Here is a 26,755-nt window from a genome sequence, read left to right as displayed (position 1 = left end):
AAATTTGGAGCGGGAAACGAGACTCGAACTCGCGACCCCGACCTTGGCAAGGTCGTGCTCTACCAACTGAGCTATTCCCGCTCTGTGCCCTGCTTTTCTGTACTGAATCTGTTTGCGCAAGCTTGCGAATTCTTCATCGGTACGGGGTGCGCATTATACGAGAAATCCGTTTTGCCGCAAGCCCCTGAAAGCAAAAAAATCATTTTTCGGTTTAAGTGCTGATTAAATCGGCAATGTGAACATTTTGCCAGCACTGCCAGTAAAATAAAACATCATCAGGACTAATTTATTAAGCCGAACATAATATTCATAGGAAAAATACAGTATATACCCAAAATCATTGGAACCACAGGTAGGCAGCAAGTACACGCATCCCGATGAGCTTACCCAAGTCAGTGATTCGGGTAAGTGTGCGCAGCTAACACCCCTGTGGTTTCAAGGGCGAAGGGGATACTCCCCAAAATCATTGGAACCACAGGTAGGCAGCAAGTACACACATCCCGATGAGCTTACCCAAGTCAGTGATTCGGGTAAGTGTGCGCAGCTAACCCCCCTGTGGTTTCAAGGATGAAGGGGATTAAGGCTGAATAAAATGTTCACGATAATAAGCAAGCTCAGCAACGGACTCACGAATATCATCTAATGCCTGATGCGTGTTTTGCTTTTTAAAACCAGGCAAAATTTCAGGTTTCCAGCGGCGAGCCAGTTCTTTTAAGGTGCTCACATCCAAATAGCGGTAATGGAAGTAAGCTTCAAGCTCGGGCATATATCGGAATAGGAAGCGCCTATCTTGGCCCACACTGTTGCCACAAATCGGTGACGTCCCTGCTGGGACCCACTGCTTAAGAAATTCAATCGTTTGCAATTCAGCATCATGCTCATTGAAAGGGCTGGCTTTCACCCGTTGTACCAAACCACTGCCCGTGTGAGTGCGCACATTCCACTCATCCATCAGACCAAGTTGTTCATCAGACTGATGAACTGCCAACACCGGGCCTTCTGCCAAGATATTAAGGTTCGCGTCAGTGACTAGGGTGGCAATCTCGATGATCCGATCCCGCTGAGGATCAAGACCGGTCATTTCCAGATCGATCCAGATCAGATTATTTTGATTTTCTGCCATGATATTTCCTGCCTGTTAGCTGGGGAGATAACCGAACAAACGGTTAATTGATAAAATAATGTGTATCATAGCCTTTTTGGTCGCAACGAGCGATATACACAAAGAACTTGGTGTTGCAGCGAATATCGCTAACCTCCCAGTAACATTCAGTCCGCAAGGTATCAAGTGAGGCGCAGTGAGCAAGAATAAACTGTCCAAAGGTCAACAACGACGTGTGCAGGCTAACCATCAGCGTCGGCTACGCACTGATAGAAAACCTGAGTTAGATGACTCTCAGCTTGGCGATCCGCAAGAGGGTATCGTCATCAGTCGTTTCGGTCAGCATGCCGATGTCGAGGCCGCCGATGGTGTTCAGCACCGTTGTAATATCCGCCGTACCATCAAATCACTGGTGACCGGTGACCGTGTGGTCTGGCGTCCTGGCCTGCAAGCACAGGAAGGAGTTCGAGTTAAAGGTATTGTCGAAGCTGTTCATGAGCGAACATCCGTTCTAACGCGTCCTGATCTTTATGATGGCGTGAAACCGATCGCCGCGAATATCGATCAGATCGTTATCGTATCAGCGATCTTACCCGAACTTTCTCTTAATATTATCGATCGCTATCTCGTGGCCTGTGAAACGTTGGATGTCGAGCCATTAATCGTACTGAATAAAATCGATTTACTGGATGTCGATGGCCGTAAATTTGTTGATGGCATGATGGATATTTACCGTCGTATTGGCTACAACGTACTGGAAGTTTCCAGCCAAACTCGTGAAGGGATGGAGGCTTTTGAGCAGGCACTCGCTGGGCGAATCAGCATCTTTGCCGGCCAGTCAGGTGTGGGTAAATCCAGTCTGTTGAATGCGCTGTTACCACCAACAGACAATGAAATTCTGGTCAATACAGTTTCCGATAACTCAGGTTTGGGCCAACACACCACCACCGCTGCTCGTTTGTATCATTTCCAGCATGGTGGTGATGTTATTGACTCACCGGGTGTGCGCGAATTCGGCCTCTGGCATTTGGCCCCGGAACAAATTACCCAAGGATTTGTCGAATTCCGTGATTATCTCGGTCATTGCAAGTTCCGCGATTGTAGCCATACCACGGATCCCGGTTGTGCACTGCGTGAAGCCGTGGAACAGGGCAAAATTGCTGAAGAACGTTTTGATAATTACCACCGGATTTTGGAAAGTATGGAACAGGCCAAACCGCGCAAGACATCAGATAGCGACGAGAAGTGATATCTTAATAACAAATCCATACCCAAATTCACCTGCGGGCGCATAAAGCAATACCCAATGGATTTTGAGTTGCAGGTAGGCGGCAACAAAACAAGCTCAGGGAATTGAGGTAACTCAATAACTTGAGCGAGTGATGGCAACCGATATTTCAGTAACTTGAAAAACAGCGGGGATATAATACGCCCCTTAATTTTACCGTTTACCCAAGAGGTCTACGTGCTGGACAGTATTAAAATCAGATTACAATATTTGCTCCCAAAACAGGGCCTGACCCGTTTGGCTGGCTGGGGTGCAGATAAGCAAGGCGGCTGGTTAACACAGCTGGTTATCAAGGCATTTGCCCGCTATTACAATGTCGATATGAAAGAAGCACAGGATCCTGAATTCTCGGCTTATCGTACATTTAACGAATTTTTTGTGCGCCCACTTCGCGCCGGTGTTCGTCCAGTTGTCGCGGAAGAAAATCTGTTAGCCCAGCCTGCTGACGGTGCGATCAGTCAGTTAGGCACTATTCATGGCGAGCAAATTTTGCAGGCAAAAGGCCATCAATACAGTTTGGAGGCTTTGCTGGCGGGTAACTATTTATTAGCGGCCGAATTCCAGAATGGTCAGTTTGTTACCACCTACTTGGCTCCCCGGGATTACCACCGTGTGCATATGCCATGTGCGGGTACATTGCGTGAAATGATTTATGTTCCCGGCGATTTATTCTCGGTCAATCCGCTGACCGCCGCGAATGTTCCCAACCTGTTCGCCCGTAATGAGCGCGTCATTTGCATCTTCGACACCGCCTTTGGTCCGATGGCACAGATTTTGGTGGGTGCAACTATCGTAGGCAGTATAGAAACGGTCTGGGCAGGCACCATTACCCCACCACGGGAAGGTGTGATTCGCCGCTGGACTTACCCACAAGCAGGTACTGAAGGTGCTATAACGCTGGAAAAAGGGCAAGAAATGGGCCGCTTTAAATTAGGCTCTACAGTGATTAATCTGTTTGCTGAGGGCAAAGTGTATTTAGCGCCACAGCTAAACAGTGGGTCTGTTACCCGCATGGGTGAAGTGCTCGCTGAAGCCGTCCCCGCGACACCACCGTGCTAGCTTTCGGCTGACGACGTTATTGATGTAAAGGAGCCTCTACTTGCGCCTAATAATTTCCTGGTCTTTTGGCCTATTACTGTCGTGTTTCATGCTGTTGTCCCTGCCGCTACAGGCGGCAACGCAGCCTAATGAAGAGCAGCTCAGACAAGAGCTGAAACAGGCTGAAGCCAATAAAGGGATGACTAATCAGGCAGAAATTGTTCAAGCGCTGCAAGGGGCTCTTAGCTGGCTAGCGGATGCGAAAGAATCCGATATCCGCGCCCAGCAGTATCAAAAAGCCATTGATGACTTCCCCAAGCTGACCCGTGAATTACGTCAGCAACTGGCACAAGAAGGGGATAAACCTCTACCTGTTCCCAGTAATATGTCCACGTCCGAACTTGAACAGCAAGTGCTGCAAATCAGCAGTCAATTGTTAGAGTTGAGCCGTCTGTCTCAACAAGAGCAAGATCGCGCACGGGAAATCAGTGAATCTCTCAATCAACTGCCACAGCAACAATCAGAAGCCCGACGCATTCTGGCCGAAATCAGCTCTCGCCTTCAGGCGCAAAGCAGCCCCACAACCCCGGTAACACAAGCTCAGTTTGCGTTACTGCAAGCGGAAGCCTTGGCCCGCAAAGCAAAAGCCAATGAGTTGGAGCTGTCCCAGCTTTCCGCTAACAACCGGCAGGAACTGTCGCGGCTACGTGCCGAGCTATACAAAAAGCGTCAGGAACGGGTAGACGCCCAGCTTCAGACCTTACGTAACAATCTGAATAATCAGCGTCAGCAGGCTGCAGAACAAGCACTTGAGCGTACAGAATTGCTGGCCGAACAAGGCGGAGATTTACCTGAGTCGATTACTCAGCAGTTGCAAATAAACCGCGAGTTATCTCAGGCACTGAATCAGCAAGCCCAGCGCATTGATCTCATTTCATCACAGCAGCGTCAGGCGGTATCACAGACGCAGCAAGTCCGGCAGGCACTTAGCACCATTCGTGAGCAGGCTCAGTGGTTAGGCGTGTCAACCGCCTTGGGGGAAGCACTGCGGGCACAGGTTGCCAGACTACCTGACGTCCCAAAATCTCAGCAGCTAGACCGCGATATGGCTCAATTGCGGGTTCAGCGCCTGCAATATGAAGACATGCTTGAGAAATTACAGCAGCAGAACGTTAAATTAATGCAAGACGATGGCCAGCCGCTCACCACAGAACAGCAGCGGATTTTGGATGCCCAATGGCGCACACAGCGCGAATTGCTCAACTCCCTCCTCTCAGGCTATGACACTCAGATTCTGGAGCTGACTAAGCTGAAAGTGGCGAATAGCCAGTTAGTGGATGCGCTGAGTGAAGTGCGCGAAGCGACCCACCGTTATCTGTTTTGGGTCGCCGACGTTAGCCCAATATCACTCTCTTATCCGATTAACGTCGCCCATGACCTTACCCAATTACTGTCGTTAGATACACTCTCGCAGCTCAGTAAGGCGTTTGCGATGATGATGACCAGCCAAGAAACATTGCTACCAATTATTGGTGCTCTGTTGTTTGTCGGCTTCAGTATTAGCTCCCGTCGCCACTATCATGCTTTCCTAGAGCGTGCCAGCAGCCGTGTGGGCAAGGTCACACAAGACCATTTCTCTCTGACATTACGTACCGTGTTCTGGTCAATTTTGATAGCGCTGCCGCTCCCTGTCTTATGGTCGGCTGTCGGTTATGGGTTGCAAAATGCCTGGTCATTCCCGATGGCTATCGCTATTGGCAATGCGGTCACGGCGACCGTTCCGGTGCTATGGGTGTTTATGATAAGCGCGGCGTTTGCTCATCCGCATGGCCTGTTTATCACCCACTTCCGCTGGTCACCAGCGCAAGTAGGGCGTGCTATGCGTTTTTATCGCATGTCAGTGTGGTTAATTATTCCGCTGATGATGGCGCTCATTACCTTCGAGAATTATAACGACCGTGAATTCGCCGGAACCCTTGGCCGGTTATGCTTTATTTTACTGTGTATCGCCTTAAGTCTAGTGACCAACAGCCTGAAACGGGCTGGTATCCCGCTTTATCTGGACAAGAAAGGTTCTGGTGAGAATATTGTTAACGTGGCGCTATGGGGGCTGTTGCTGTCGGCACCGTTGATTGCTGCATTAGCATCAGCGCTCGGTTATCTCACCACCTCGCAAGCGCTGCTGGCGCGTCTAGAGACCTCGGTCGCCATTTGGTTCTTCCTGTTAGTGGTTTACCACATTATTCGCCGCTGGATGCTGATTCAGCGCCGCCGTATCGCCTTTGACCGTGCCAAGCAGCGGCGTGCCGACATTCTGGCGCAACGCGCCCGTGGCGAAGAAGATACCCCGCACAATAACAGCACCGAAGGGTCGATTGATGTGGAAGAACCGGTCATTGATCTGGATGTGATCAGTGCCCAGTCTCTGCGGTTGGTGCGATCAATTCTAACGATGATCGCACTGGTTTCAGTGATCGTCCTGTGGTCTGAGATTCATTCCGCTTTCGGCTTCCTGGAAAACATTCGTCTGTGGGATGTGTCATCCACCATTAATGGCATTGAGTCGGTGCAAGCGATCACCATGGGATCCTTGCTGATCGCTATTCTGGTGATGATTGTGACCACCCAACTGGTGAGAAATTTGCCTGCCTTACTGGAACTGGCGCTGTTGCAGCACTTGGATTTGACTCCGGGAACGGGTTACGCCATTTCTACTATCACCAAATATCTGTTGATCTTATTTGGTGGTTTGATCGGTTTCTCGATGCTGGGGATCGAATGGGCAAAATTCCAGTGGCTGGTTGCAGCACTCGGTTTAGGTTTGGGCTTCGGTTTACAGGAGATTTTTGCCAACTTCGTCTCCGGCTTAATTATCTTGTTTGAAAAACCGATCCGTATCGGCGATACCGTGACTATTCGTGAACTCACCGGTAGCGTGACCAAGATCAATACCCGCGCAACCACCATCTCAGACTGGGATCGCAAAGAAATTATCGTGCCGAATAAGGCCTTTATTACCGAGCAATTCATTAACTGGTCATTGTCGGATTCTATTACCCGTGTGGTACTGACCGTGCCAGCACCAGCGGAAACCAGTAGTGAGGAAGTGACAGAGGTCTTACTGACCGCCGCACGACGTTGTACGCTAGTATTGGATAACCCGCCACCGGAGGTCTATTTGGTTGATCTTCAACAAGGAATTCAAATTTTCGAACTGCGTATTTACGCCGCTGAAATGGGCCATCGCATGCCGCTGCGCCATGAGATCCACCAGTTAATTCTGGCCGGTTACCGCGAGCATGGTATTACGCTGCCATTCCCACCATTCCAAGCTCGTCTGGAAACTCTGGGGCGTGGGCGAGTGGTTTCTTCAAACCGCACCCGTACACCGGGTAGTTTGTAAGATACAAGATGTTATCCAAAGTCATTGGCGTTGCAGCAAGGCGGCTAGCGAACTCATCCCGATGAGCTTACAGAGTCAAGTGATTCGGGTGAGTGAGTGCGGCCAACACTGCTGCGGCGTCAAGGACGAAGGATAATTAGGCGATATCGACAGGAAACGCAATAACCTCGCTCAACTTCTCTGCACCCAACGCCAACATCACCAAACGATCAACCCCTAGTGCTACGCCTGAACAATCTGGCAGGCCTTGTTTCAGGGCAGCAATCAGGTTCATATCGATCGGGTTTTGTGGCAAGCCGCGTTTAGCACGGATGCGATTATCTTGCTCGAAACGTTGCAGTTGTTCATCACCGTCAGTCAGTTCATGGAAACCATTCGCCAGCTCAATGCCTTTGAAGTAAACCTCAAAGCGCTCTGCTACTCGATGATCTTCGGTACTGATCAGCGCCAAGGATGCTTGCGAAGCGGGGAAATGATACACAAACGCCGGTTTATCTCGGCCAATATGGGGTTCAACCCCGACAGTGAACAGCAATTGCAGCAGCGTATCGCGATCTTCTTCTGTGTCCGCAATATTGCTTAAATCCAGTTTTGCCGCAGCTTCGCGCAATTGCGCTTTATCTGCAGACAAGGGATCAATATCCAGATGACGCAAAAATGCTTGCTGATAAGACAAGGTTTCTGCGCTGTTGCAATCCAGAATTTGCTGCAACAGGTCATCAACCTCATTCATTAAGCGATACATATCATAATGCGGGCGATACCATTCCAGCATAGTGAATTCAGGGTTGTGATAGCGACCAGCCTCTTCATTGCGGAAACTGCGCCCTAATTGATAAATAGAGCCACTTCCCGCCGCCAGCAGGCGCTTCATGTGATATTCCGGACTGGTCATCATGTACAGCGTCAAACCATCGGCAGCGCCCGGGCCAACAAATCGGGTTTCAAATGGGACCAAATGAATGTCCGTCACTGTCGCTTGGCTCATGGTTGGCGTTTCAACTTCTAATACGCCACGATCGGCAAAAAAGCGCCGGATCTCTGCCATTATTGCTGCGCGCTTCAACAAATTGGCGATAGGTGCACTCGGCTGCCAGCTTGCCGTTTCGCTCATGGTGGTTAACTCCGAAATCAAACAGGGGGTGCAGTCTACTCGCATCTCCTCACTCAGACAAATCTGTCAATCATCTGCCAGATTCCTGCCGCCAATTCAGCATTTCACTCTGAAAAAATGACTTTTACCCAACAGATGCTGTTTGGGATCACGTTTTTGTTAGTAATGCCGCTGAGGCGGTTCAAATAAAACAAAACAATCGATCACATCAAATTTCTACTACTTAGCATTAGGTATAATTATTCCCATACAAAAAGTAAGAAATAGCTATTCTTAATACCATCGTTCTCGTTAACGGCTATTACGTTAGCCAAATAATAATATTAAAAAACCGATTAAGAATAGAGATTCACTTTTATTTACCCAAGTACGAAGGGTATAGGATTTTCACTTGAACAATGGAGAAGCGCAGTGCAAACCTTTAACGCCGATCTTGCCATTATCGGGGCCGGGGGAGCTGGTTTACGTGCAGCAATAGCCGCAGCGGAAGCCAACCCTCAGCTGAAGATTGCTCTGATCTCGAAAGTATACCCGATGCGGAGCCATACCGTGGCCGCCGAGGGGGGATCAGCCGCTGTCACACAGGACCACGATACCTTTGACTATCATTTCCACGATACTGTAGCCGGTGGTGACTGGTTATGCGAACAAGATGTTGTTGATCATTTTGTCCATAGTTGCCCAGAAGAGATGGCGCAGCTAGAAATCTGGGGTTGCCCATGGAGTCGTAAACCAGATGGCTCTGTTAACGTTCGCCGCTTCGGTGGGATGAAAATCGAACGTACGTGGTTTGCTGCCGATAAAACTGGCTTCCACATGCTGCATACGTTGTTCCAGACATCTTTAAAATACCCGCAAATTCAACGTTTTGATGAACACTTCGTGCTAGATATTCTGGTCGATGATGGCCAGGCTCGTGGTGTTGTTGCCATGAATATGATGGAAGGGACACGCGTACAAATCCGTGCAAACGCAGTGGTCATGGCCACCGGCGGTGCAGGCCGCGTTTATCGTTATAACACCAACGGTGGTATTGTTACCGGTGATGGTATGGGGATGGCATTCCACCACGGTGTTCCGCTGCGGGATATGGAATTTGTGCAATATCACCCAACAGGTCTGCCTGGCTCAGGTATCTTGATGACCGAAGGTTGCCGTGGTGAAGGCGGTATTCTGGTCAATAAAGATGGTTATCGTTATTTGCAAGATTACGGCATGGGGCCTGAAACTCCACTCGGCGAGCCAAAAAATAAATACATGGAATTAGGCCCACGCGATAAAGTCTCGCAAGCCTTCTGGCATGAATGGCGCGCTGGCCGCACTATTGCGACACCGCGTGGCGATGTGGTCTATCTGGACTTGCGCCATCTGGGTGAGAAGAAACTGCTTGAGCGTTTACCGTTCATCTGCGAATTGGCAAAAGCCTATGTCGGTGTCGACCCAGTTAAAGAACCGATTCCAGTACGCCCCACTGCGCATTACACCATGGGCGGTATCGAAACCAACCAACAATGTGAAACGCGGATCAAAGGGCTGTTTGCTGTCGGTGAATGTTCTTCTGTCGGCCTGCACGGTGCGAACCGCTTAGGTTCCAACTCACTAGCTGAATTGGTGGTCTTTGGTCGCGTTGCTGGCGAACAAGCGGCACTGCGCGCCATGGAAAGCAATCCGGCAAACGGCAGTGCACTTGATGCACAGACACGTGATGTGGAAACCCGCCTAAGTAACCTGATGAAACAGGAAGGGACTGAGAATTGGGCAAAAATCCGCGATGAGATGGGTCTGTCAATGGAAGAAGGTTGCGGTATTTACCGTACACCGGAATTGATGCAGAAAACTGTGGATAAATTGGCTGAATTGAAAGAACGCTTCAAACGCGTGAAAATCACCGATACCTCCAGTGTATTTAATACCGACCTGTTGTACACCATTGAACTTGGCTACGGCTTGGATGTGGCGGAATGTATGGCCCATTCAGCACTGAACCGCAAAGAATCCCGTGGCGCGCATCAGCGTTTGGATGAAGGTTGTACCGAGCGTGATGATGTTAACTTCCTCAAACACACGCTGGCCTTCCATACTCCAGGTGGTGCACCACGCCTTGAATACAGTGACGTAAAAATTACCAAGCTGGCACCGGCAAAACGTGTTTATGGTGGTGAAGCCACCGCACAAGATGCGAAAGATGCGAAAGATTTAAAGGATAAGGAGCAGGCGAATGACTGATATGAAAGTCCTGAAAATGGAAGTCATGCGCTATAACCCGGAATGTGATAGCGAACCTCACTTCGATATCTTTGAAGTCCCATACGATGAGCAGACTTCTCTGCTGGATGCGCTGGGTTATATCAAAGATAACCTGGCACCGGACTTATCTTATCGCTGGTCATGTCGAATGGCGATTTGTGGCTCGTGTGGCATGATGGTAAACAAAGTGCCAAAACTCGCCTGTAAGACTTTCTTGCGCGAATACACCGCAGGCATGAAAGTCGAGGCATTGGGTAACTTCCCAATCGAGCGTGATTTAGTCGTTGATATGACTCACTTTATTGAGAGTCTGGAGGCCATAAAACCTTATATCATTGGTAATGAACGCAAAGCGACAGATGGCCCGACGAAGCAGACACCTGCTCAGATGGCAAAATACCATCAGTTCTCCGGCTGTATTAACTGCGGTCTGTGTTATGCCGCGTGTCCACAGTTTGGTCTAAACCCTGAGTTTATCGGCCCGGCAGCCATCACACTGGCGCACCGCTATAATCTGGACACTCGCGACCACGGCAAGAAAGAACGTATGCCTCAGCTCAACGGGAACAACGGCGTCTGGAGTTGTACCTTTGTCGGCTACTGTTCAGAAGTTTGTCCTAAGCATGTTGACCCCGCTGCTGCTATCCAGCAAGGCAAGGTCGAGAGCGCAAAAGACTTCATGATCGCCATGCTGAAACCACAATAAGGGAGGGGAAACAGTAATGACTACTAAACGTAAAGCTTACGTCCGTACCATGGCCCCGAACTGGTGGCAACAGCTCGGTTTCTATCGTTTTTATATGTTACGTGAAGGCACATCTGTTCCAGCAGTGTGGTTCAGTGTTCTGCTGATTTACGGTGTGTTCGCGCTGAAAAGCGGCCCGGCTGGATGGGAAGGTTTTGTTGGATTCCTGCAAAACCCGCTGGTGTTGTTCATTAACATCATTACGTTATTTGCTGCGGTCTTACATACCAAAACTTGGTTTGAGCTGGCACCAAAGGCTGCCAATATTATCGTTAATAGTGAAAAAATGGGTCCAGGGCCAGTCATTAAGGCGCTGTGGGTTGTGACTATCGTGGCTACCGCGATTATTCTGGCCGTCGCCTTACTCTAACCCGGAGGAGAACAAGATGAATCAAGTCCCTAAGCGCTCCGATGAACCTGTCTTCTGGGGTCTGTTTGGTGCTGGCGGCATGTGGAGTGCCATAATTGCACCAGCCGTTATTCTGTTGGTCGCTATTTTGCTGCCACTGGGCGCTTTCCCAGGTGATGCATTGAGCTACGAACGTGTACTGGCGTTTTGTCAGAGTTTTATTGGCCGGGTATTCCTGCTGCTAATGATTATTTTGCCATTGTGGTGCGGTTTACACCGTATTCATCACGCTATGCATGATTTGAAAATCCATGTTCCAGCGGGAAAATGGGTGTTCTATGGTCTGGCTGCCATCCTAAGTGTAGTCACTATCATCGGTGTTCTGACACTGTAATTGCCCATGTCCTATCAACGGCCCGAGCCTCTGCCGGGCCGTTTTTTTTGCCTTTTCATCAATAACTCAGATTCATCCATTTGCCTCTTACATAGATGATAGCTATTCTCAATAGCAGATTACTCATTGAAATACTAAGGAATGCAGATGCGTCTGTGGTCAAAATTATCCGTGTTAGCGGCTACCCTGCTCTCTGTCGCCTGTAGCGTTACGCCGCCAAAAGACGTGAAAGTCGTCGATAACTTCCAATTACCTCGCTATCTTGGCACTTGGTATGAAATTGCTCGGCTGGATCACAGCTTTGAACGCGGGCTCGATCATGTCACCGCTAACTACTCGCTCCGTGATGATGGCGGCGTAAAAGTCATTAACCGAGGTTATAACACCAAGAAGCAACAGTGGCAGGAGAGTATTGGGAAAGCCTACTTTATTGGCTCGCCACAACAAGCCTCGTTGAAAGTATCGTTCTTCGGTCCATTCTATGGCGGCTATAATGTGATTGATTTAGATGACGAATATCAGCATGCCTTGATTGCTGGCCCTAATCGGGACTATCTATGGATTTTATCGCGAACACCGACGATTGATAATCAAACCAAAGAGCGGCTGCTCGCAGTAGCGAAAAACTCAGGATTCCCGGTAGATGAACTGATATGGGTTGAGCAGGGAGAGTTGGGGTCAGGCCGATGATCGCGTGGGCAATTGACATCTAGGTATTCATTAAGGGGGAATATTCCCCCTTAATAATTTATGAAGCTAATTTCAGCCCGATAATGCCAGCCAGAATCAGTCCCAAACTGAACACGCGTGCCAGACTGGCGGATTCCCCTAGTAACATAATGCCGAGAATCGCCGTCCCTACCGCGCCAATTCCCGTCCAGACGGCATAGGCAGTGCCTGCTGGTAAGGTTTTCATGGCATAGGCCAATAAAAAGACACTGGCAGCCATTGCCACTAAAGTCACAATACTGGGCGTTAGTCGCGTAAAACCATGGGAATATTTCAGGCCAATGGCCCAAATAACTTCCAATAAACCCGCAATAACCAGAATAATCCAAGCCATGGTAACCACCTCGCTTAGGCGGGGTCGTCCCCGAAATAACAGATGCGTGCTGGGTCGTCCCAAGCAGCAGATAGATGAGCGTGATACGTTAGCACGCTAAATAATAAGCAGCAATATCATGGCCAATCAAAAATAAATCCGGCGGTAATGACCGCCGATAACTATACCCACGAAGGTTTATTCCGCGCTGCGCTCAATCGCGCTACCTGCACTTTGAACATCTTTGCCCACACCTTTGGTGGTATTGCAGGCGCTCAACGAAGAGATAACTAACAAGGAGAAAATAACAGCGATACTTTTCTTCAACATGATAAAAGTTCCTTATAGGTTGTGAGTGTGTTCACTCAATAAGGATAGTCAAAGAAACAGAATTGCACTTTTTCTGACAAGAAGCGCCCGGGATAAGCCAAGCCCAGATAGCAGAAAACCGCCAATTCAGCGGTTTTCTTTGATTCTCAGCGTGACTGATATGTTACTTCACGCGAGACACATATTCGCCAGAGCGGGTGTCGACTTTAATGACTTCGCCAACCTGCACGAATAATGGCACTTTGACCACTGCGCCAGTGCTCAGAGTTGCAGGCTTACCACCCGTACCGGCAGTGTCACCCTTCAGGCCTGGGTCAGTGTCAACAATTTCAAGCTCAATAAAGTTTGGTGGCGTCACAGCGATAGGCTGACCATTCCACAAAGTTACGATACATTCGGCCTGATCAATCAACCATTTAGCGTTATCGCCAATGGCTTTAGCATCAGCTTGCAGCTGTTCGTAAGTTTCGTTATTCATGAAGTGCCAGAACTCACCGTCGTTATACAGGTAAGTCAAGTTCAGATCGTTAACGTCAGCGCCTTCCAGAGAATCTGTTGATTTAAAAGTCTTTTCAACACGCCCACCGGTCAGCAGGCGGCGCATTTTAACGCGCGCAAAAGCCTGGCCTTTACCTGGTTTGACGAATTCGCTAGATTCAACGGCATAAGGCTCGCCCTCGAACATGATTTTAAGACCGGGACGAAAATCGTTGCTATAATAACTGGCCATTATGGTCCTCAAGAAACTGGTAGTAAGCCTAGAAAATGGCAAGTATTGTAACCCGAAACATGCCAATTAGAGAAGATTGGTTGCAACAACTCGCCGATGTAATTACTGATCCGGACGAATTGCTAAGAATTCTGTTCTTAAATGAACACCCTAACCTGCAGCAAGGCAGCGCAGCGCGTCGTTTGTTTCCCTTAAGAGTGCCCCGCGCATTTGTCGCGCGCATGCAACCGGGAAATCCATCAGACCCTTTATTGCTTCAGGTGCTCACTGCACGTGAAGAGTTTATTGCTGCCCCCGGCTTTACTCATGATCCGCTCGACGAACAGCGTAGCGTCGTTCCCGGTTTACTGCACAAATACCGCAACCGCGCATTATTACTGGTCAAAGGCGGCTGTGCCGTCAATTGCCGCTATTGCTTCCGCCGTCATTTCCCTTATCAGGATAACCAAGGCAACAAAGCGAATTGGCAGCAAGCTCTGGATTATATTCGCCAACACCCTGAACTGGACGAAATTATTTTTTCGGGCGGCGACCCGTTAATGGCAAAAGATAATGAACTCAGTTGGCTCTTGAATGAGTTGGAAAGCATCCAACATATCAAAAGGTTACGAATTCATAGCCGCTTGCCAGTGGTGATCCCCGCGCGCATTACTCCGGCATTGTGTCAATTGCTGGGTGATTCACGATTACAAGTGCTGATGGTTACCCATATCAACCACGCCAATGAAATCGACCAGCCTTTGCGAGACAGTATGGCACAGCTAAAACGGGTGGGTGTGACGCTATTAAACCAGAGTGTGTTACTGCGTGGGGTCAATGATGATGCAGAGGTTTTGGCAACATTAAGCAATGCTCTGTTTGATGCAGGAATTCTACCTTATTACATCCATGTGCTGGATAAAGTCCAAGGCGCGGCCCACTTTATGGTCGATGACGACGAAGCTCGACAATTAATGAAAGGGTTACTGAGCCGGGTATCCGGTTATCTAGTACCACGACTGGCGCGAGAAATTGGTGGTCAACCTAGCAAAACACCACTGGATCTTCGATTAATGCAAAGCGAGTAATGACAAAACAGGGGATGCGATGCGTCCCCTGAGTTATTGATCTTGCAGCTTAAGCTATTAAGGGCACTTGTAAACTTCACCGACCATTTTGCTGTCAAGGGGCGCGAAGCTTGATAAGAAGGTTTCGCTCGGGCTGGTTGCACCATAGATAACATTGCCGCCCATTGCTGCTGCTTTGTTGCGCAGGTCATTTGCTGCACCACGCATAGAGCTGCTTTCACCGCCGCCACCGGACAGCCAATTGCTCTGAGTCCCCGTCACCTGGCCGACCAACTGACATTCACTACCCGGCTTGGTATCGGAGAACTTCACTTGCTCACCCGCCGAACTCAATTGATTAGTGGAGCTACAGCCAGCCAGCAGCATCGCTGCCGAGAGACCAAGTAACACTTTAATCCGCATTTTTTTCCCCATTCTAAGTTGAGAATCACGCTAAAGATTACCAGAAAGCACCGCTGCCAATTAGGCATCCGTTGCCGAAATTATCCAGTGACCCGATTTCTAGGCTGATGGTTAATGAGTAACAGTTTACACATTAATTCAGAAACTAAGATAATAAAAAGCCCTGCAATCATCACATAGGATGAAATAAAACGGCTTTTAGGGTGCCGAGTTGCAAAATATGAATCGGAACAGACTGAGTATTCAGGAAAGAACCAAAATAAAGTTCACTTAAGGCAAGGTGATGACAGGTTTGATGTATTGCAGGTTTTTATTTTCGTAAAAGATAAGAGTGAAACTTAAAAAATAAAAGCGAGCAGGTCGCCCCACTCGCTTTTATCAACAGCGTATCCCTTGCGCTACCACTCTACATGGCCACTCAAGGGGTTGGCAGCATTACATCATGCCACCCATGCCGCCCATACCACCCATGCCGCCAGCGCCCATATCAGCACCTTTGTCATCGCGTGGCAGGTCAGTGATCATGCACTCAGTGGTGATCATCAGGCCAGCAATAGAGGCTGCGTACTGCAGAGCAGAACGAGTCACTTTAGTTGGATCCAAGATACCCATCGCGATCATGTCGCCGTATTCTTCGCTGTATGCGTTGTAACCGTAGCTACCTGAACCCGCTTTAACGTTGTTCGCGATAACAGAGGCTTCTTCACCGGCGTTAACGACGATCTGACGCAGTGGAGATTCCATCGCACGCAGAGCAACTTTGATACCCACGTTCTGGTCTTCGTTGTCGCCTTTCAGGCCCGCAGCAGTGATAGCAGATGCAGCACGAATCAGTGCAACACCACCACCAGCAACCACACCTTCTTCTACCGCAGCACGAGTTGCGTGCAGAGCATCTTCAACGCGCGCTTTCTTCTCTTTCATTTCAACTTCAGTTGCGGCGCCCACTTTGATAACGGCAACGCCGCCAGCCAGTTTAGCAACACGCTCTTGCAGTTTTTCTTTGTCGTAGTCAGAAGTTGCGTCTTCAATTTGCTGACGGATCTGAGCAACACGGCCCTGAATCGCAGCTTCGTCACCTACACCATCAATGATGATAGTGGTGTCTTTGTTGATAACAACACGTTTTGCCTGACCCAGATCTTCCAGAGTGGTTTTTTCCAGTTCCAGACCGATTTCTTCAGAAATCACAGTACCAGAAGTCAGGGTAGCGATGTCTTGCAGCATAGCTTTACGACGGTCGCCGAAACCAGGTGCTTTAACCGCTGCAACTTTAACGATCCCGCGCATGGTGTTAACCACCAGAGTTGCCAGAGCTTCACCTTCAACATCTTCTGCAATGATCAGCAGTGGTTTACCGGCTTTCGCTACAGCTTCCAGCACTGGCAGCATTTCGCGGATGTTAGAGATTTTCTTGTCAGCCAACAGGATGAATGGGCTTTCAAGCTCAATAGAACCTGTTTCTGGTTTATTGATGAAGTAAGGAGACAGGTAACCACGGTCGAACTGCATACCTTCTACCACATCCAGTTCGTCTTGCAGACCTGAACCTTCTTCAACAGTGATAACGCCTTCTTTACCTACTTTTTCCATCGCTTGTGCAATCAGCTCACCCACAGTTGAGTCTGAGTTTGCAGAGATGGTCCCTACCTGTGCGATAGCTTTAGAATCAGAGCAAGGCACAGACAGTTTCTTCAATTCTTCAACTGCAGCGATAACGGCTTTGTCGATACCGCGTTTCAGATCCATTGGGTTCATGCCCGCAGCAACAGCTTTCAGGCCTTCAGTGATAATGGATTGAGCCAGAACAGTTGCAGTGGTAGTACCGTCACCTGCCGCGTCATTCGCTTTAGAGGCAACTTCTTTCACCATCTGTGCACCCATGTTCTCAAACTTGTCTTCCAGTTCGATCTCACGCGCAACAGATACACCATCTTTGGTGATAGTTGGAGAGCCGAAAGACTTGTCCAGAACTACGTTACGGCCTTTCGGGCCCAGGGTCACTTTCACTGCATCAGCAAGGATGTTTACGCCGCGTAGCATTTTGATGCGTGCGTCGTTACCGAATTTTACGTCTTTAGCTGCCATTGGTATTTCCCTTAACTCGTTCAGTTCAGAAGATTAGAGAGCGTGATTACGCTTCAACAATTGCCAGAATGTCGCTTTCGGACATGATCAACACTTCTTCATGGTCGATCTTCTCTGACTTCACGCCGTAACCATCGTTGAAAATAACGACGTCGCCAACTTTCACATCCAACGGCTTAACTTCACCGTTATCCAGGATGCGACCATTGCCGACAGCCAGAACTTCGCCACGGGTAGATTTACCCGCTGCAGTGCCAGTCAGAACGATGCCGCCAGCAGACTTGGATTCAACTTCTTTGCGCTTGACGATAACGCGGTCATGCAATGGACGAATTTTCATTGATAGCTCTCCTATGAGAAGGTCCGTATCAGATTTAGGATTAATATCGGCATGCCTTCATAACCGATACCGTGCCTTCCTTAATGGGGGCGGCTTCTTATCCCTTCAAGGGAGACGACAAAAAAAAATTCATTTTTTTCTCGCCCGAAAAGGGGTGTTTTTGCGCCCCCACCGCCCACAGTGAAAAGAAAACACTGTGATTTATTTTACAATTTTATGATGAGTAAACAGGTCATTAGAAAGAACCATCCGTTTACTTATCATCTTTAAAGCGATTATCTGTCGGTTTATCATCCTCATCCGGACGATGTTCTACGATGAAGCTGTCATCAGCTTTACGCTGAAACTCACCATCGAAGGTATTTCCGCCCCCCATAGGGCCACTACCAGCACTAAAACCACCACGATAAATGTTCAGATGTGGCATCAACTTCAGTGTTAATGATTTCTGGATGGGGGGTAAAAGCAGTAACAAACCAAGGAAGTCAGTAAAGAAGCCTGGGATCAACAGCAAGAAGCCCACCAAAACTAGCGATACACTCTTGACCATTTCTGCTGCAGGGCTTTCACCCGCAGCCAGTTTTTGCTGCATCTGCATAAAGGTTTTTATCCCCTGATTGCGCACCAGAGAGATCCCCACGCAGGAACTCAGGATCACCAGCAGCAGGGTAACCAACACACCCAATACGGCTGCAACCTTGATAAATATCGATATTTCTATATACGCCAATAAAAATATTAGCGCTAACGGTAACCAACGCACCGCATTCTCCTTATTCTCATCATTCAGCATCCCTCATCAGATTAAACCTGCCTGACAGATACCATGAAAACCTTGACCCGACTGGCGCTGACTCGGTTTTTTCCCTTTATATAGGGATTTTAGCGTCAGCTCCCCTCTTCGACGTGGGTCGACCCTCTTAAAGTGGTGGTGGTAGCATCGTTTTTCAAGCTGAGGGTGCATTTTTATTACTTCTGCGTGCAACTGTGAGAGAAATCACAGATATCAGATCATCTCAATTAATTCCGACCATATAGTGATCCTAGTTCAAGGCTTTTTATCGTTAAGCAGCATATGATCCTGTTAGCAACATGATGAATGGTTAATCTTTCCGCATTAAAAGTTCATGGCGGCATCATGTTGTCCACGGCGGCATAATTTAGTTAACAAATACAAAACAAGACAGCACATTAGAGAAGGTTCTCATGTCAAATAACATTCGTATTGAAGAAGACCTGTTAGGTACACGAGAAGTCCCCGCAGAGGCTTACTACGGTGTTCATACCCTGCGTGCGATTGAAAACTTCTATATAAGTAACAGCAAAATCAGTGATGTTCCCGAATTTGTACGCGGCATGGTTATGGTAAAAAAAGCGGCGGCAATGGCGAACAAAGAGCTACACACCATCCCACGCAAAATTGCTGACATCATTATTCAGGCATGTGATGAAGTTCTGGATAAAGGCAAATGCATGGATCAGTTCCCGGTTGACGTATTCCAAGGCGGCGCCGGTACCTCTTTAAACATGAATACCAACGAAGTTCTGGCCAATATCGGTCTGGAACTGATGGGGCACCAGAAGGGGGAATATCAATACCTTAATCCTAACGACCATCTGAACAAGTGCCAATCCACCAACGATGCCTACCCAACCGGCTTCCGCATTGCGGTCTACGCCTCTATCATGAAATTGATCGACGCGATCAATGAACTGGGCGAAGGTTTTGGTAGAAAATCCAAAGAATTCGAAAAAATTCTGAAAATGGGCCGTACCCAGTTACAGGATGCCGTTCCAATGACACTGGGGCAGGAGTTCCGTGCTTTCCAGGTATTGTTAAACGAAGAAACCAAAAACCTGCAACGTACCGCAGAATTACTGTTGGAAGTTAACCTAGGTGCAACGGCTATCGGTACTGCCTTGAACACGCCTGAAGGTTATCAGCAACTGGCGGTACAAAAACTAGCGGAAATCAGTGGGTTGGCATGTGTGCCAGCAGAAGACTTGATTGAAGCGACGTCTGACTGCGGTGCTTACGTGATGGTGCACAGTGCCCTGAAACGTCTGGCCGTTAAGATGTCGAAAATCTGTAATGACTTACGTTTGCTCTCTTCTGGCCCGCGTACGGGTCTGAATGAAATCAATCTGCCAGAATTGCAGGCCGGTTCTTCTATCATGCCAGCCAAAGTCAACCCGGTGATTCCTGAAGTTGTTAATCAGGTTTGTTTTAAGGTGATCGGTAACGACACTTGCATTACTATGGCGGCCGAAGCAGGTCAGCTCCAGTTGAACGTCATGGAGCCAGTGATTGGCCAGGCTATGTTTGAATCCATTCATATCCTGACAAATGCTTGCTATAACCTGTTGGAAAAATGCATCAATGGCATTACTGCCAACAAAGAGGTCTGCGAACGTTACGTCTTTAACTCTATCGGTATCGTCACCTATCTCAACCCATTCATTGGTCACCATAACGGTGATATCGTGGGTAAGATTTGTGCTGAAACCGGCAAGAATGTGCGGGAAGTGGTTCTGGAACGCGGCTTATTAACCGAAGCTGAGTTGGACGATATTTTCTCTGTCGAGAACCTGATGCATCCTGCCTATAAGGCGAAACGTTATACCGATGAAAATGAACAATAGAATAATCATCCGGTAGCCTACAAGGCACGCATGCTCCTCTGGACAGCGTGCCTTTTTACTTTCTAGTAAACACAACTATGTAACTTTTAGTTTTCAAATAAAAACAAATAGTTTCCAATTAAAACAAGGAGTAAATACTATGATAGCCGTAGAATTAGTCATCGTTCTGCTGGCCATTTTTTTAGGGGCCAGGTTGGGCGGTATCGGTATCGGATTTGCGGGTGGGATTGGTGTTTTGGTGTTGGCGATTATTGGCGTCAAACCGGGCAGCATTCCCTTTGATGTTATTTCAATCATCATGGCCGTTATTGCCGCAATCTCTGCAATGCAGGTCGCCGGTGGTATGGATTATCTGGTGCAACAAACTGAAAAATTGCTGCGTAAGAATCCAAAACACATCACCATCCTTGCCCCACTGGTCACTTATTTTCTGACCATCTTCGCCGGGACAGGTAACATTTCTCTGTCAGCCCTGCCGGTGATTGCAGAAGTGGCGAAAGAACAAGGCATCAAACCTTGCCGCCCACTGTCTACCGCCGTTGTCTCCGCACAGATTGCTATCACCGCCTCACCTATTTCGGCGGCAGTCGTTTACATGTCTTCCGTCATGGAAGGCCACGGCGTCAGCTACTTACATTTACTGATGATTGTTATCCCATCCACCCTGCTTGCGGTGTTTGTGATGTCATTGATCGTTTCCTGGTGCTTTAACTCCAAACTTTCCGATGACCCCGTTTATTTGAAACGTTTGGAAGAAGGCTTAGTAACACTGCGTGGCGACACGGTAAAAGTGATTAAACCACGCGCTAAAGCCTCAGTGTTGTTGTTCCTGGCGGGCGTATTGTGTGTTGTGGCCTATGCCATTATCAACAGCCCAAGTGTCGGTTTAGTGGCAACACCACTGATGAATACCACCAATGCCATCCTGATTATCATGCTGAGTGTGGCGACCATCACCACCATGGTGTGTTCAGTTGAAACTGACTCAATCCTGAATTCCAGTACATTTAAAGCCGGTATGAGTGCTTGTATCTGTATCCTCGGTGTTGCTTGGTTAGGTGATACTTTTGTGCAGCACAATCTGGAATGGATTAAAGAAACTGCGGGTAGCCTGATTCAGACTCACTCATGGTTACTGGCTGTTATCTTCTTCTTCTGTTCAGCACTGCTTTACTCTCAGGCAGCAACTGCTAAGGCATTGATGCCAATGGCAATGGCTCTGAACGTTTCACCACTGGCAGCGATTGCTTCTTTCGCAGCGGTTTCTGGTCTGTTCATTCTGCCGACTTACCCAACACTGGTTGCGGCAGTACAAATGGACGACACCGGCACCACTCGCATTGGTCGCTTCGTGTTCAACCATCCGTTCTTCATCCCTGGCACCATCGGGGTAGCACTGGCCGTCTGTTTCGGCTTTGTCATGGGCGGTCTGGTTCTGTAATCGTTTGAATGATGGGGCGCACCACGCGCCCCATTTCCTCAGCTATATCTCATCGTTACATAAATCATCTTCTGACCCACCCCCGCTTCGCGCTATAGTATTTTCTTATTATTCCCTGTTTTCTTGTCATGAACCCGAGGTGAACATGTCTGATTGTGATGCAATTGTGGTATTGTGCACCGCCCCAGATGAAGCCAGCGCACAGGATTTAGCCGCGAAGGTTGTGGGTGAGAAATTGGCCGCTTGTGCCACCTTGCTGCCGGGCGCGACCTCGATTTACGCCTGGGAAGGTAAGCTCCAGCAAGAGTATGAAGTCCAGTTATTGTTCAAAAGCAATACGGGCCACCAGCAGGCGCTTCTCAGCTATATCAAACAACATCACCCCTACCAGACACCCGAATTGTTGGTGCTGCCGGTACGGGACGGAGATAAAGATTACCTGTCATGGCTCAACGCTTCATTACTCTGATTCTGCTGCTGTGCAGCGTTTTACTTGCGCCGCACAGCGCACAGGCTTCACTGTTTGGTGAAAACGCCTCTTTTGGCCAGAAAAGTAGCCAGAACCGGTTTATCCCTGTTGATCAGGCGTTTGCTTTTGATTTTCGCCAGCAAAGTGACCAGCTCACCCTAAGCTGGCAGATTCATCCCGACTATTATCTGTATCGCCAGCAAATCAAAATTGTGCCGCATAATGCCACGCTTGGCGCACTGACACTGCCGGAAGGCATTGCACATCATGATGAATTCTATGGTGAAGTCGCGATTTTCAAGCAACAACTCACACTGAAAATCCCAATTATGCAGGCCGGCGAGCAAGCCAGTGTCAGTGTGACCTATCAGGGGTGTGCTGAGGCTGGATTCTGTTATCCGCCAGAAACCCGAGTGGTGCCGCTCTCTGCGGTGGCTGCCGGTTCATCCGTGGCCGCAGGCATAGAAGCGGCGTCTTCTGTAGCCAATAATTCGCCCCCAACACCTGCGGAGTTGCCGTTCTCTCCACTATGGGCGCTCCTGATTGGTATCGGCATTGCCTTTACTCCTTGTGTATTGCCAATGTATCCGCTGATTTCAGCCATCATTCTTGGCCGAGAAAAACCACATAGTCAGCGGCGAATATTGCTGCTGGCCGTGGTCTATGTGCAAGGAATGGCGCTGACCTACACCCTACTTGGCTTGGTGGTTGCAGCAGCTGGCTTACAGTTTCAGGCAGCATTACAACATCCTTATGTACTGATTGGGCTGTCGGCACTGTTTGCATTGTTGGCATTATCCATGTTCGGCCTGTATTCGCTGCAATTGCCTTCGTCACTACAAACCCGGCTAGTGCAGTGGAGCAGCAGCCAGCGTGGGGGATCACTGGCCGGTGTCTTTGCCATGGGTGCACTGGCGGGGCTAATTTGTTCGCCCTGCACCACTGCGCCACTCAGTGCCATTCTGCTCTATATCGCCCAAAGCGGTAACATGTTGGCTGGCGGTGGTACTTTATATTTATATGCCTTAGGGATGGGGATCCCATTGGTCATTGTGACGTTATTCGGCAATAAACTTCTGCCACGCAGTGGCCCATGGATGCAGTACGTCAAAGAAGCTTTTGGTTTTGTTATTCTGGCACTGCCGGTGTTCTTGCTAGAAAGAGTGTTAGGTGATGTCTGGGGCTTACGTTTATGGAGTTTGCTGGCGATTGCTTTCTTCGGCTGGGCATTTGTATTAAGTCTAAAAGCGCACTCCGGTTGGGCGCGAGCCTGCCAATTATTGCTGCTGGCCGCCTTGCTAATTGCCGCCCGCCCACTACAAGATTGGGCTTTTGGCAGTACCACACAACAGAGTGAAGTTAAGCATTTAGCCTTTAAGCCAGTGGCTGACTTACCACAATTGCAAGCGGCATTAGCCCAAGCGCAGGGTAAGCCGGTGATGTTAGATCTATACGCTGATTGGTGTGTAGCCTGCAAAGAGTTTGAGAAATACACTTTCAGCGATGAACAGGTTCAACGCCAATTAGCCAATACCGTATTACTCCAAGCGGATGTAACGGCTAACAGTGCGGAACATGCAGCACTGCTGAAATCATTAAATGTGTTGGGCTTGCCGACCATCCTGTTTTTTGATGCACAGGGTAATGAAGTGAACGATGCCAGAGTGACCGGCTTTATGAATGCCAGCGAGTTTTTGCAACATTTACAAAATAAGGCGCGGTAAATCTATCGTGATTTACCGCGATGAGTGGCAGTGGGTTACTCATCGCGGTAAATCTATCGTGATTTACCGCGATGAGTGGCAGTGGGTTACTCAACAGCAGCATCTGACAGCCGTTTTTTTAGCTGATTATATTGTTGTTCAACATATTGTTCTGCTGCACGTTGATCGCTAATGGCTTCCACTTTGACCGCACAATGCTTAAATTCCGGTGTTTTTGACACCGGATCAACATGGTCCACCGTCAGTTCATTACAGGCCCCAATCCACCACTGATACGTCATATACACCGCACCACGGTTAGCTCGCTCGGTAACACTGGCGCGAGCAATCACTTTACCCCGTCGCGAAGAAATCCAGATAAGTTGTTGATCGATAACCCCTAGCTCATTGGCATCTTCTGGGTGAATTTGCACATAACCCGGTTCATCCGCCAGGATTTTCAGTGTTGCACAGTTACCGGTCATTGAGCGGCAGCTGTAGTGTCCCACCTCTCGCACAGTACAAAGTGCCAGTGGATAATCACGGTTAGTTTGCTCATGAGGCGGCTGCCACGGTGCACAACTGAGTAAACCTTTGCCATCCTCGGTGGCAAATTGATTGCCGGTATAAAGGTAAGGAGTACCGGGATGATCTTCGGTGGGGCAAGGCCATTGCACATACCCTAGCCCTGCCATTTTTTCATAGGTTGCCCCATAAAATGGCGGGCATAAGCCGCGCATTTCATCCCAGATTTGCTGAGTATTTTGGTAGGCCATCGGGTAACCCATTGCCGTGGACATTAGGCTGATAATTTCCCAATCGGGCTTCACGTCGCCCTTTGGCTCAATGGCTTTATTAAAGTGCTGGAAACCGCGATCGGCGCTGGTATAAACCCCCTCATGCTCACCCCAAGAAGTGGCAGGAAGCACCACATCGGCCAATTCAGCGGTCTTCGTCATAAAAATATCCTGCACCACCACCAGTTCCAGCGCCTCAAACGCCGTACGCATTGCGGCTAAATCTGGCTCGGTCTGGATAGGATCCTCGCCAAATACGTAATAGGCTTTGAGTTTTCCTTCTGCGACTTTATGCGGCACATCAGTAATCGAGAATCCCACCTGTGCAGGCAGTTCAGAGACCCCCCAGGCTGCGGCAAAACGGCCTCTGGCCTCTGGATCTGTCACTTTTTCATAGCCGGGGAAAGTGTTGGGCAATACACCCATATCACAAGCGCCCTGCACATTATTCTGGCCGCGAACCGGCCCGACGCCGACATTAGGCCGCCCAAGATTACCCGTTAGCAGTGCTAGCGAAGACAACCCTTTCACGACGTCTACCGCTTGCCCCCATTGAGTAACACCCATCCCCCACAAAATCGTTGCTGCCGGAGCTGTAGCATAAGTTCGCATCGCCTGACGCACCGCTTGCGCAGGCAAACCGGTAATATGCTCAATATCTTCCGGGCGGTAATCTGCAATTCCCGCTTTCAGTTCATCAAAGCCACGGGTGTGCGTGCGCACATAATGATCGTCATAGAGTTTTTCTTCAATCAGTACATAAATGAACGCATTCACCAGCGCCATATTTGCGCCATTTTTCAACGCCAGCCATTGATCAGCAATGCGCGCAGTTTCAATATGCCGAGGATCGCAGACGATCAGTTTGGCCCCTTTATTTTTGGCTTTGATAATGCGTCTGGCGACGATCGGATGGGAATCCGCAGCGTTATAGCCAAATACCAAGATGCAATCGGTATTTTCAAGTTCACCGATGGAATTGCTCATCGCGCCATTGCCCAGCGTTTGCTGTAAACCGGCTACCGAAGGGCCATGACATAAGCGGGCGCAGCAGTCGATATTGTTTGTACCAATCGCGGCTCGGGCAAATTTTTGCATCACATAATTGGCCTCATTACCCGGCCCCCGAGAAGAACCGGTCATCATGATGGCATCCGGTCCGTGGCGTTTTTTGATGGCTTTGAGTTTGGTGGTGATAAATGTAATGGCTTCTTGCCAGCTCACACGCTCAAACGCCTCACCCCGCTGGCGCCGTAATAAAGGGGCCGTCAACCGTGGAGTTAATAGGCGGGTATCATTGAGAAAATCCCAACCATAATAGCCCTTCAGGCACAATTCCCCTTGGTTGGTGACGCCATTGGCCGGCTGTGCACCGACGATTTCGCCGTCTTCCACCAATAAATTTAATTTGCATCCAGAACCACAATAGGGGCAGACAGTGAGGATCTTTTCCATTTTTTTATCCTTATAACCGCAGACATTACCGAGCAATGCCCGGTACAGCACCACGAGCAGCGCGCAGTTGTCTGTCCCGCTGTAGCGTTTCCAACGCCATTGGCGTCACCAGTTTCAATGCGTTCGTTGGGCAGACCTCTATGCAGGCCGGGCCAGCTTCACGCGTATGGCATAAATCGCATTTATGCGCTTGGGCACTCACCGTCGCGTTATGACTAACTTGTTCAACCATGTTCATCGCCCCAAACGGGCAGACCAACATGCAGGTTTTGCAACCAATACAACGTGATGCCATCACTTGTACCCCATGGGCACCGGTCACAATTGCGCCATTTGGGCAAGAATTCTCGCAAGGCGCATCCTCACATTGATGACAGAGGATTGGTGTACTCACTGCGAAACTTTTCATCACACTCAGACGCGGATGAAATTGATCCGCCGTTATACTGCTGGCCTTATTATCTGTGCTGTGTGCTACCACACAGGCGATTTCGCAGGTGCGGCAACCAATACACTGAGTCATATCAGCGATAACAAATCGGTTCATCTTTTCTCCTGGCCGCTGGCG

24 protein-coding genes and 1 tRNA gene are annotated in these 26,755 nt (G+C 48.9%); 13 read left to right on the top strand and 12 right to left on the bottom strand.

What is annotated here, in order from left to right:
• Window positions 1–5: 5 nt before the first annotated feature.
• Together HUZ92_RS18185 and orn are read right to left on the bottom strand one after the other, a co-directional pair.
• Window positions 6–81: transfer RNA gene (locus HUZ92_RS18185), tRNA-Gly, on the bottom strand.
• Window positions 82–577: 496 nt separating this feature from the next.
• Entirely contained in the window at window positions 578–1,123 is a 546-nt protein-coding gene (gene orn / locus HUZ92_RS18180) for an oligoribonuclease (protein ID WP_050099771.1), read from the bottom strand.
• A gap of 175 nt (window positions 1,124–1,298) precedes the next feature.
• On the opposite strand from orn, the gene rsgA reads away from it, so the two are divergent.
• The 3 genes from rsgA to mscM all read left to right on the top strand — a co-directional run bounded on the left by rsgA (window position 1,299) and on the right by mscM (window position 6,831).
• Entirely contained in the window at window positions 1,299–2,351 is a 1,053-nt protein-coding gene (gene rsgA / locus HUZ92_RS18175; RefSeq protein ID WP_145579443.1) for a small ribosomal subunit biogenesis GTPase RsgA, read from the top strand.
• A gap of 216 nt (window positions 2,352–2,567) precedes the next feature.
• Entirely contained in the window at window positions 2,568–3,449 is an 882-nt protein-coding gene (gene asd / locus HUZ92_RS18170; RefSeq protein ID WP_050099768.1) for an archaetidylserine decarboxylase, read from the top strand.
• Between the two features lie 40 nt (window positions 3,450–3,489).
• The gene (mscM, locus tag HUZ92_RS18165; protein WP_164908403.1) at window positions 3,490–6,831 is read left to right on the top strand and encodes a miniconductance mechanosensitive channel MscM; all 3,342 of its coding nucleotides are present in this window, start codon (window positions 3,490–3,492) and stop codon (window positions 6,829–6,831) included.
• A gap of 136 nt (window positions 6,832–6,967) precedes the next feature.
• Here mscM and epmA read toward each other — a convergent pair whose 3' ends face one another.
• On the bottom strand, window positions 6,968–7,945 hold the full coding sequence (epmA, locus tag HUZ92_RS18160) for an elongation factor P--(R)-beta-lysine ligase (protein WP_050099764.1): 978 nt from the start codon (window positions 7,943–7,945) through the stop codon (window positions 6,968–6,970).
• Window positions 7,946–8,356: 411 nt separating this feature from the next.
• Between epmA and frdA the strand changes: the two genes are divergently transcribed.
• From frdA to HUZ92_RS18135, 5 genes are all read left to right on the top strand, one after another.
• Window positions 8,357–10,171 (top strand): fumarate reductase (quinol) flavoprotein subunit, encoded by a 1,815-nt coding sequence (gene frdA / locus HUZ92_RS18155; protein WP_050295936.1) that lies wholly within the window; start codon window positions 8,357–8,359, stop codon window positions 10,169–10,171.
• Window positions 10,164–10,898 (top strand): succinate dehydrogenase/fumarate reductase iron-sulfur subunit, encoded by a 735-nt coding sequence (locus tag HUZ92_RS18150; protein WP_050099760.1) that lies wholly within the window; start codon window positions 10,164–10,166, stop codon window positions 10,896–10,898. Before frdA ends, HUZ92_RS18150 begins: the two co-directional genes overlap by 8 nt.
• Window positions 10,899–10,914: 16 nt before the next feature.
• Window positions 10,915–11,307, top strand: a complete 393-nt coding sequence (gene frdC / locus HUZ92_RS18145) for a fumarate reductase subunit FrdC (RefSeq protein WP_050099759.1) — start codon at window positions 10,915–10,917, stop codon at window positions 11,305–11,307.
• A gap of 16 nt (window positions 11,308–11,323) precedes the next feature.
• Window positions 11,324–11,680 carry a fumarate reductase subunit FrdD gene (gene frdD / locus HUZ92_RS18140; protein WP_050099758.1) on the top strand — a complete coding sequence of 119 codons (357 nt, stop codon included), beginning with the start codon at window positions 11,324–11,326 and terminating at the stop codon, window positions 11,678–11,680.
• A 147-nt stretch (window positions 11,681–11,827) separates the two neighbouring features.
• Complete coding sequence (locus tag HUZ92_RS18135) at window positions 11,828–12,370, top strand: lipocalin family protein (RefSeq protein WP_050099756.1); 543 nt, start codon at window positions 11,828–11,830, stop codon at window positions 12,368–12,370.
• A gap of 58 nt (window positions 12,371–12,428) precedes the next feature.
• On the opposite strand, the gene sugE is transcribed toward HUZ92_RS18135, so the two are convergent.
• From sugE to efp, 3 genes are all read right to left on the bottom strand, one after another.
• A complete protein-coding gene (gene sugE / locus HUZ92_RS18130) occupies window positions 12,429–12,743 on the bottom strand; it encodes a quaternary ammonium compound efflux SMR transporter SugE (RefSeq protein ID WP_050099755.1) in 315 nt (104 codons plus the stop codon).
• Window positions 12,744–12,920: 177 nt separating this feature from the next.
• Window positions 12,921–13,052 carry an entericidin A/B family lipoprotein gene (locus HUZ92_RS18125; protein WP_004706993.1) on the bottom strand — a complete coding sequence of 44 codons (132 nt, stop codon included), beginning with the start codon at window positions 13,050–13,052 and terminating at the stop codon, window positions 12,921–12,923.
• 163 nt (window positions 13,053–13,215) lie between these two features.
• Window positions 13,216–13,782: an elongation factor P gene (gene efp / locus HUZ92_RS18120; protein WP_050099753.1), complete on the bottom strand. Its 567-nt coding sequence runs from the start codon at window positions 13,780–13,782 to the stop codon at window positions 13,216–13,218.
• 35 nt (window positions 13,783–13,817) lie between these two features.
• On the opposite strand from efp, the gene epmB reads away from it, so the two are divergent.
• Window positions 13,818–14,849, top strand: coding sequence for an EF-P beta-lysylation protein EpmB (epmB, locus tag HUZ92_RS18115; RefSeq protein WP_050099751.1), 1,032 nt, complete (start codon window positions 13,818–13,820; stop codon window positions 14,847–14,849).
• A 57-nt stretch (window positions 14,850–14,906) separates the two neighbouring features.
• Here the strand turns inward: epmB and HUZ92_RS18110 are convergent, their stop codons facing one another.
• The 4 genes from HUZ92_RS18110 to HUZ92_RS18095 all read right to left on the bottom strand — a co-directional run bounded on the left by HUZ92_RS18110 (window position 14,907) and on the right by HUZ92_RS18095 (window position 18,442).
• Window positions 14,907–15,251: a DUF4156 domain-containing protein gene (locus HUZ92_RS18110; RefSeq protein ID WP_050140938.1), complete on the bottom strand. Its 345-nt coding sequence runs from the start codon at window positions 15,249–15,251 to the stop codon at window positions 14,907–14,909.
• Window positions 15,252–15,686: 435 nt separating this feature from the next.
• Complete coding sequence (gene groL, locus HUZ92_RS18105) at window positions 15,687–17,339, bottom strand: chaperonin GroEL (protein WP_050099748.1); 1,653 nt, start codon at window positions 17,337–17,339, stop codon at window positions 15,687–15,689.
• Window positions 17,340–17,385: 46 nt separating this feature from the next.
• The gene (locus HUZ92_RS18100; RefSeq protein ID WP_004706988.1) at window positions 17,386–17,679 is read right to left on the bottom strand and encodes a co-chaperone GroES; all 294 of its coding nucleotides are present in this window, start codon (window positions 17,677–17,679) and stop codon (window positions 17,386–17,388) included.
• Window positions 17,680–17,932: 253 nt separating this feature from the next.
• Entirely contained in the window at window positions 17,933–18,442 is a 510-nt protein-coding gene (locus HUZ92_RS18095; protein ID WP_050100129.1) for an FxsA family protein, read from the bottom strand.
• A gap of 443 nt (window positions 18,443–18,885) precedes the next feature.
• Between HUZ92_RS18095 and aspA the strand changes: the two genes are divergently transcribed.
• The 4 genes from aspA to HUZ92_RS18075 all read left to right on the top strand — a co-directional run bounded on the left by aspA (window position 18,886) and on the right by HUZ92_RS18075 (window position 23,956).
• Window positions 18,886–20,322 (top strand): aspartate ammonia-lyase, encoded by a 1,437-nt coding sequence (gene aspA / locus HUZ92_RS18090; RefSeq protein WP_004706985.1) that lies wholly within the window; start codon window positions 18,886–18,888, stop codon window positions 20,320–20,322.
• A 139-nt stretch (window positions 20,323–20,461) separates the two neighbouring features.
• A complete protein-coding gene (locus tag HUZ92_RS18085; protein ID WP_050099743.1) occupies window positions 20,462–21,763 on the top strand; it encodes an anaerobic C4-dicarboxylate transporter in 1,302 nt (433 codons plus the stop codon).
• Between the two features lie 145 nt (window positions 21,764–21,908).
• Entirely contained in the window at window positions 21,909–22,232 is a 324-nt protein-coding gene (gene cutA, locus HUZ92_RS18080; protein ID WP_050099742.1) for a divalent cation tolerance protein CutA, read from the top strand.
• A complete protein-coding gene (locus tag HUZ92_RS18075; protein WP_050099740.1) occupies window positions 22,208–23,956 on the top strand; it encodes a protein-disulfide reductase DsbD in 1,749 nt (582 codons plus the stop codon). The genes cutA and HUZ92_RS18075 overlap by 25 nt, the downstream gene beginning before the upstream one ends.
• An 86-nt stretch (window positions 23,957–24,042) precedes the next feature.
• Here the strand turns inward: HUZ92_RS18075 and fdhF are convergent, their stop codons facing one another.
• Window positions 24,043–26,187, bottom strand: a complete 2,145-nt coding sequence (gene fdhF, locus HUZ92_RS18070) for a formate dehydrogenase subunit alpha (protein WP_050099739.1) — start codon at window positions 26,185–26,187, stop codon at window positions 24,043–24,045.
• 25 nt (window positions 26,188–26,212) lie between these two features.
• Window positions 26,213–26,734, bottom strand: coding sequence for a 4Fe-4S dicluster domain-containing protein (locus HUZ92_RS18065; protein ID WP_050099738.1), 522 nt, complete (start codon window positions 26,732–26,734; stop codon window positions 26,213–26,215).
• Window positions 26,735–26,755: the final 21 nt, after the last annotated feature.

Source organism: Yersinia vastinensis (assembly GCF_902726565.1).
Taxonomy (GTDB): domain Bacteria; phylum Pseudomonadota; class Gammaproteobacteria; order Enterobacterales; family Enterobacteriaceae; genus Yersinia; species Yersinia vastinensis.
Note: the sequence above shows the minus strand (reverse complement) of the source record. Positions and strands in the feature narration are given on the sequence as shown.

Bases quoted from the DNA above. Each gene is read 5' to 3' on its own strand.
- orn (WP_050099771.1), bottom strand. From the start codon at position 1,123: ATGGCAGAAAATCAAAATAATCTGATCTGGATCGATCTGGAAATGACC.
- epmA (WP_050099764.1), bottom strand. From the start codon at position 7,945: ATGAGCGAAACGGCAAGCTGGCAGCCGAGTGCACCTATCGCCAATTTG.
- HUZ92_RS18150 (WP_050099760.1), top strand. From the start codon at position 10,164: ATGACTGATATGAAAGTCCTGAAAATGGAAGTCATGCGCTATAACCCG.
- frdC (WP_050099759.1), top strand. From the start codon at position 10,915: ATGACTACTAAACGTAAAGCTTACGTCCGTACCATGGCCCCGAACTGG.
- frdD (WP_050099758.1), top strand. From the start codon at position 11,324: ATGAATCAAGTCCCTAAGCGCTCCGATGAACCTGTCTTCTGGGGTCTG.
- HUZ92_RS18135 (WP_050099756.1), top strand. From the start codon at position 11,828: ATGCGTCTGTGGTCAAAATTATCCGTGTTAGCGGCTACCCTGCTCTCT.
- sugE (WP_050099755.1), bottom strand. From the start codon at position 12,743: ATGGCTTGGATTATTCTGGTTATTGCGGGTTTATTGGAAGTTATTTGG.
- HUZ92_RS18125 (WP_004706993.1), bottom strand. From the start codon at position 13,052: ATGTTGAAGAAAAGTATCGCTGTTATTTTCTCCTTGTTAGTTATCTCT.
- efp (WP_050099753.1), bottom strand. From the start codon at position 13,782: ATGGCCAGTTATTATAGCAACGATTTTCGTCCCGGTCTTAAAATCATG.
- epmB (WP_050099751.1), top strand. From the start codon at position 13,818: ATGGCAAGTATTGTAACCCGAAACATGCCAATTAGAGAAGATTGGTTG.
- HUZ92_RS18110 (WP_050140938.1), bottom strand. From the start codon at position 15,251: ATGCGGATTAAAGTGTTACTTGGTCTCTCGGCAGCGATGCTGCTGGCT.
- groL (WP_050099748.1), bottom strand. From the start codon at position 17,339: ATGGCAGCTAAAGACGTAAAATTCGGTAACGACGCACGCATCAAAATG.
- HUZ92_RS18100 (WP_004706988.1), bottom strand. From the start codon at position 17,679: ATGAAAATTCGTCCATTGCATGACCGCGTTATCGTCAAGCGCAAAGAA.
- aspA (WP_004706985.1), top strand. From the start codon at position 18,886: ATGTCAAATAACATTCGTATTGAAGAAGACCTGTTAGGTACACGAGAA.
- HUZ92_RS18085 (WP_050099743.1), top strand. From the start codon at position 20,462: ATGATAGCCGTAGAATTAGTCATCGTTCTGCTGGCCATTTTTTTAGGG.
- cutA (WP_050099742.1), top strand. From the start codon at position 21,909: ATGTCTGATTGTGATGCAATTGTGGTATTGTGCACCGCCCCAGATGAA.
- HUZ92_RS18075 (WP_050099740.1), top strand. From the start codon at position 22,208: ATGGCTCAACGCTTCATTACTCTGATTCTGCTGCTGTGCAGCGTTTTA.
- fdhF (WP_050099739.1), bottom strand. From the start codon at position 26,187: ATGGAAAAGATCCTCACTGTCTGCCCCTATTGTGGTTCTGGATGCAAA.
- HUZ92_RS18065 (WP_050099738.1), bottom strand. From the start codon at position 26,734: ATGAACCGATTTGTTATCGCTGATATGACTCAGTGTATTGGTTGCCGC.